At 73.2% G+C, this 5,150-nt stretch carries 3 protein-coding genes; 1 reads left to right on the plus strand and 2 read right to left on the minus strand.

Translation table 11 applies throughout. The features are described from left to right. Window positions 1–2,477 (plus strand): dockerin type I repeat-containing protein (locus VFZ20_RS24330; RefSeq protein WP_329686554.1); only part of this gene is annotated, 2,477 nt, incomplete at its 5' end. A gap of 442 nt (window positions 2,478–2,919) precedes the next feature. Here VFZ20_RS24330 and VFZ20_RS24335 read toward each other — a convergent pair. Next, window positions 2,920–4,032, minus strand: a complete 1,113-nt coding sequence (locus VFZ20_RS24335) for an Mrp/NBP35 family ATP-binding protein (protein ID WP_329686555.1) — start codon at window positions 4,030–4,032, stop codon at window positions 2,920–2,922. 323 nt (window positions 4,033–4,355) lie between these two features. Next, window positions 4,356–5,150 (minus strand): EAL domain-containing protein (locus VFZ20_RS24340; protein WP_329686556.1); only part of this gene is annotated, 795 nt, incomplete at its 5' end.

A 5,150-nucleotide genomic window follows, 5' to 3' on the forward strand; every position in this document is an offset into this window, starting at 1 on the left:
AGATGCGCGGCGACGTGAATGGCGACGGCGCGATGGACGCGGTGGATGCCCTCGCGGTGCTCACGCACGTGGTGGGACGGGCGCTGCCCCCCGCCTTTGCCGTGCAGCCCCAGGGCGACGTGAGCCGCGACGGCGCCGTGACGGCCGCGGACGCGCTGCTGATGCTGGAATACCGGGTGGGCCGGGACCGCGCCGTGGCGGTGCGCATCACCTCGCCCGTGACCCCGGTGGACGTGGCGGACAGCCTGGTGCTGTCGGCGGAGGTGCGCGGAATCCGCGGAGACCTGCGCGATGACGCGGTGCAATGGACCTGCCCCGACAGCGTGCTGGTGCGGGAGTGCGGGCCCCGCGTGGCGCGTCCGGCCATCCGCGCCACGCCGTCGCCCGTGCCGCTGCGGGTAATCGCGTCGGCGGGGTCCCTGGCCGACACGCTGGAGGCGAGCGTCGTCGAGCAGCCCGTGCCCCTGATGGTGGTGGATCTTTCACCGCACGCGGGCGCCGTGTGGAGCGACGTGCCGCTTTCCCAGACGACCCATGCCATCCGCGCCATCCCGGGCGGCACCACCGTCGTCCTGATGACGGCGCAGCTGCAGGGCGGCGTGTTCCGCAGGCGCATTCCCCGGCTGGCCGTGGATGACACGACCGTCTTTACGGCGCGGGTGGGCGAGGTGCTGCCAGGGGGAGGAACGACGGTGCTGGTGACGGGCCGCAGGCCGGGCGCCGGCATTCTCACCTTCTCGGTAAACGGGGTCACGCTCCCCGTAAAGGTGGACGTGGCCGCCCCGGCGGCGCTGGCGTGCGCGCCCGGGACGACGCTGGCGCTGGACCTGGCGCCCGGCGAGGTGCGCACGTTCCGCGGATCCGACCCGGGCGCGCCCGGCTGCCTGGACTTTCGCGCGGACCGCGACCGGGGGCGCCAGTACATGGTGCTGATGCAGACGCTTCCCTACGCCACGGGCCGCGCGCCCAACAGCGCCCTGGAGCTGTTCGACTTCGAGGGCCAGGCGCTCTTCTACGGCGCGGGCGAGGCGATCCCCGCCGCGTACCCCGTGCTGCGCGTCTACACGCCCGACGTGCGGCCGGCGTCCCTGGCGCTCGCGTCGCACAGCGGGCCGGCGGCGGCGGGGCGCCGGGGCGATGCCGGGCACCAGTGGCGGGTGGGCGGCAGGGCGCTGCGCGAGGGCACGCCCCGCCGCGAGCGCGCCGTCCGCCAGGTGCGTCCCGGAAGAGGCGCGCGCGGGGGGACGGGCGGGCCCCGGCTCAACCAGACCGGCACGGAGCTCATCGCCGTGGGCGACACGCTGGTGAGCGGCGCCTTTGCCCGGCTGGACCGCGGCGTCCGCACGACGGACGGCGCGCCCGCCAGCGACCGGGCCGTGGTGACGTACGTGGGGACGGCGCTCGTGCTGGCCGAGCACCTGGACGTGCTGCGCGGGCGGCTGATCGACGCGGACGGGCGCGTGGCCGCCCCCATCCCCCCGGCGGAGCATGCCCGGCTGGACGCCGCCTACGCCGGCCCCAGGCGCCAGCTGGACCGGCTGTTCGGGGGCCCCTACACGGGCACGGTGGCGGGGCGGAACGGCGGCGGGCGGGACCTGGCGGTGAACATGCCGCTGCAGGGAGCGGTGTGGGGGTACGCGTACGCGGACCTGACGACGATCAACTACTGGACCAGTGCCGCGGACCGGGTCCCCGGCCCGGCGCAGGCGCCGGTCGTCGTGGCCGAGGAGCTGCTGGCGCACGAGTTCACCCACGTGCGCCACTTTCAGCAGTGGACGGACCTGGACGGGCCGGTGGGGCCCTGGCTGGTAGAGGGCTTCGCGGACATGGGCACCCAGCTGGCGCACGCCGCCCGCGTGCTGCGGAGCGAGACGCCCTCGCGCACGGGGCGCGCGAGCACCATGGGCACCAACCCGGCGGCGCTGCCGTCGATGAACCTGGGATCCACGAGCAGCGTCTTTGCCGGGTACGACCGGTCGTCGTTCGTCTTTGCGTACCTGGCCGACCAGGTGGAGGCAAGCGGCGGCGACGCGCTGGGCGCCCTGCGCGACCTTGCCCTGGCGGGGCACTCGCGCACGGCGGCGGAGCAGGCCGTGCGGCGGCACCTGCCCGGGCTGTCGCTGACGGAGGTGATCGCGCGGGCCGAGGTGGCGCGCCACCTGGAGTTCCTGCGGCGCCCGCCGTGCCGCGGCTGCCTGGGCACGGCCCCGGCGGCGCTGCGCATCGCGCCGGACCTTCCCGCCCACACCCGGTACCTGCAGTTCGACCTGCCGCCCCTGGGCCTGCCCACGGCCTACCAGGCCGACCTCTGGCCCGTGCTGCGGCCCGGCGCCCCGTTCGGGACGGCGTTCCAGCTGCGCACGGGCGGCGCCTGGCCCCTGTTCATCGACGGCACGGCCCCCCTGGGCGACGCGCAGTACCTGCTGGATCTGTCCGGCGAGCGGCAGACGGTGTTCTCCGTTGTCCGCATCCGCTGAACGGCAACCGCGGGGTACAGGGGACAGCCGGCAACCGCCGGGATGGAGAAAGGGCTGGCGACCGTATGTGGTCGCCAGCCCTTCGTTGTGCGTCCAGGAGGAGAGCCTTCCCTGCCTCATACCGGCTCCGGAAAGGCGTTGTTTTCCTGAGGGGCCCTCCCGAACTCGACGGCGCTGGATGCATGCGGCCCCGAAGGATCTTCTCGCCCAGGCAGGGACCCAGTCCAGCGGCGAAGGCCCTGCCCCGCGAAGGAGATCCTTCGGTCGCGCCCATCGTCTTGTGAACAGGCCACTTTTTGCGCGGGCGCTCCCTCAGGAAATCAAGCGTGACGTGCAGTGTTTGTGCGGATTCGGCATCACCGCCCCCGCGAAGCGGGGGAGGTCGCGAGTCGACGAGCGGGGGGAGCCGGGGCCCTCCCTGCCCTTCCGATCCCTCGGAGGATCAGACGGCGGCGGGCACCTCGATGCGTGCCATCACCTCGTCGGCCACGGCGCGCAGGGCCAGCGCGGCGGGGGACTCGGGCTGGCTGACGGTGATGGGGATGCCCGCGTCGCCGCCCTCGCGGACGGGGATCTCCAGGGGCACCTCGCCCAGGAAGTCGATGCCCGTCTGCTCCGCCAGGCGGCGTCCGCCCGCGCGGCCAAAGATCTCGTAGCGCTGGCCGCAGCACGGGCAGATGAAGCCGCTCATGTTCTCCACCACGCCCAGCACGCGGGTATTGGTGCGCTCGAACATGCGGATGCCGCGCAGCACGTCGCCCGTGGACACGTCCTGCGGCGTCGTGACCATCACCACGCCGTCCAGGCGGATGGTCTGCACCAGCGACAGCTGCGCGTCGCCCGTGCCCGGCGGCATGTCGACGACCAGCACGTCCAGCTCGCCCCACTCCACCTCGCCCAGGAACTGCTTGAGGATGCCGGCGATCATGGGGCCGCGCATGATGGCCGCCTGCCCCTCGTCCAGCAGGAAGCCCAGGCTCATCAGCCGCACGCCGTAGGCATCCAGCGGCTCCATCTTCTCCGCGCCCTTGTCGCCGATCACGCGCGGCTTGCGCTTCTCGCCGAACATGGTGGGCACGTTGGGGCCGTAGATGTCGGCGTCCAGCAGGCCCACGCGGCGGCCGGCCCGCGCAAGCGACGTGGCCACGTTCACGGCCACGGTGCTCTTGCCCACGCCGCCCTTGCCCGAGCTGACGGCGATGATGTGCCGCACGCCGGGGATCAGGTTGGGGTTGGGCGTGGGCGCGGGGACGTTGCCCGCGCGCGGGTGCGACTTGCCCCGGGGCTGCGGCGCGCCGGCGGCGGGAAGGGAGATGTCGATCTTGACCTTGTGCACGCCCTCCACCTTTTCGGCGGCGGCGCGGGCTTGGCGGACGAGGGTGCCGGGATCGTCCGCCTGCAGGGCGAACTTGAAGCGCACGGTGCCGTCGTCCAGCACCTCCATCTCGCGCACGCGGCCGGTGCTGACCACGTCGTCGCCCGTGTCGGGGTGACGGACGGAGGTCAGGGCAGCGGCCACGCGCCGGAGCACGGCGTCGCGTTCGGTCGGGTTCATATCTGGAAAAGAAGTGCGTGAGTGCGTTGGTGCGGGAGTGCGGGAGTGGGTCCGTCACACTCCTTGAGCTGCTACAGGATACACCGAAACCGCCGCGCGTGCGAGTGATGCGGGGCAGATGCGCATCCGCAATCATCCCTCCGCGCCGACAAGGGGAAAGGGCCGGCAACCACACGCGGTCGCCAGCCCTTCCTGATCGGGGCAGTTGCAGGCGTCCCCCTGTAACCTGTCCCCTGTCCCCCGCAGTTGCCGTTGCCGGCTATTCCCTATTCCCTATTCCCTGTTCCCTATTCCCTGCCTGTTCCCTGCCTGTTCCCTGCCCCTCAGCCGAACCGATGCCCCGCGTGCCACGCGAACGGCGGATCCCCCGGAAGGAACGTCGCGGCGAACTCGTCCGCGGGGAGCGGCGGGCTGATGAGGTAGCCCTGCGCGAAGTCGCAGCCCAGCGCGCGCAGGGCCGCCAGCTGCTCGTGCGTCTCCACGCCCTCGGCCACCACGCGTACGCCCAGGCTGCGCGCCAGGGCCACGATGGTGCGCACGATCTCGGCACCCTTGTGCGCGCCCGTGGTGCCGCCGTCCATCCCGCCGACGAACGAGCGGTCGATCTTGAGCGCGTCCAGCGGCAGGCGGTGCAGGCTGCTCAGGCTGCTGTACCCCGTCCCGAAGTCGTCCAGGTACACCTGCACCTCGCGCCGCTTGAGGGCGCGCAGCACGCCGGCGGCCGTAGCCGGGTCCTCCACGAGCGAGCTTTCCGTGAGCTCCAGCTTGAGCGCGGCGGGCGGCAGGCCGTACTCGCCCAGGGCGGCCGCCACGGTCTCCACCAAGTCCTCGCGCAGCTGCCACGGCGACACGTTCACGCTCACCTCCAGCGCCGCCGCCGCTGGGAGCGTGGCCCGCCACAGCGCCACCTGCCGCGCGGCCTCCGCCAGCACCCAGGCCCCCAGCGAGCCGATGAGCCCCGTGTCTTCCGCCAGGGTGATGAAGCGGTCCGGCGGCACCCAGCCGTGCACGGGGTGGTCCCACCGGGCCAGCGCCTCGGCGCCCACCACCTCGCCGGTGACGAGCGAGACGATGGGCTGAAAGAACAGCCGCAGCTCCGTCCGGGCCAGGGCCGCGCG

This window comes from Longimicrobium sp. (assembly GCF_036280135.1).
Classification (GTDB): Bacteria; Gemmatimonadota; Gemmatimonadetes; order Longimicrobiales; family Longimicrobiaceae; genus Longimicrobium.

Coding starts and splice junctions, on each gene's coding strand:
- VFZ20_RS24335 (WP_329686555.1), bottom strand. CDS start 4,032: ATGAACCCGACCGAACGCGACGCCGTGCTCCGGCGCGTGGCCGCTGCC.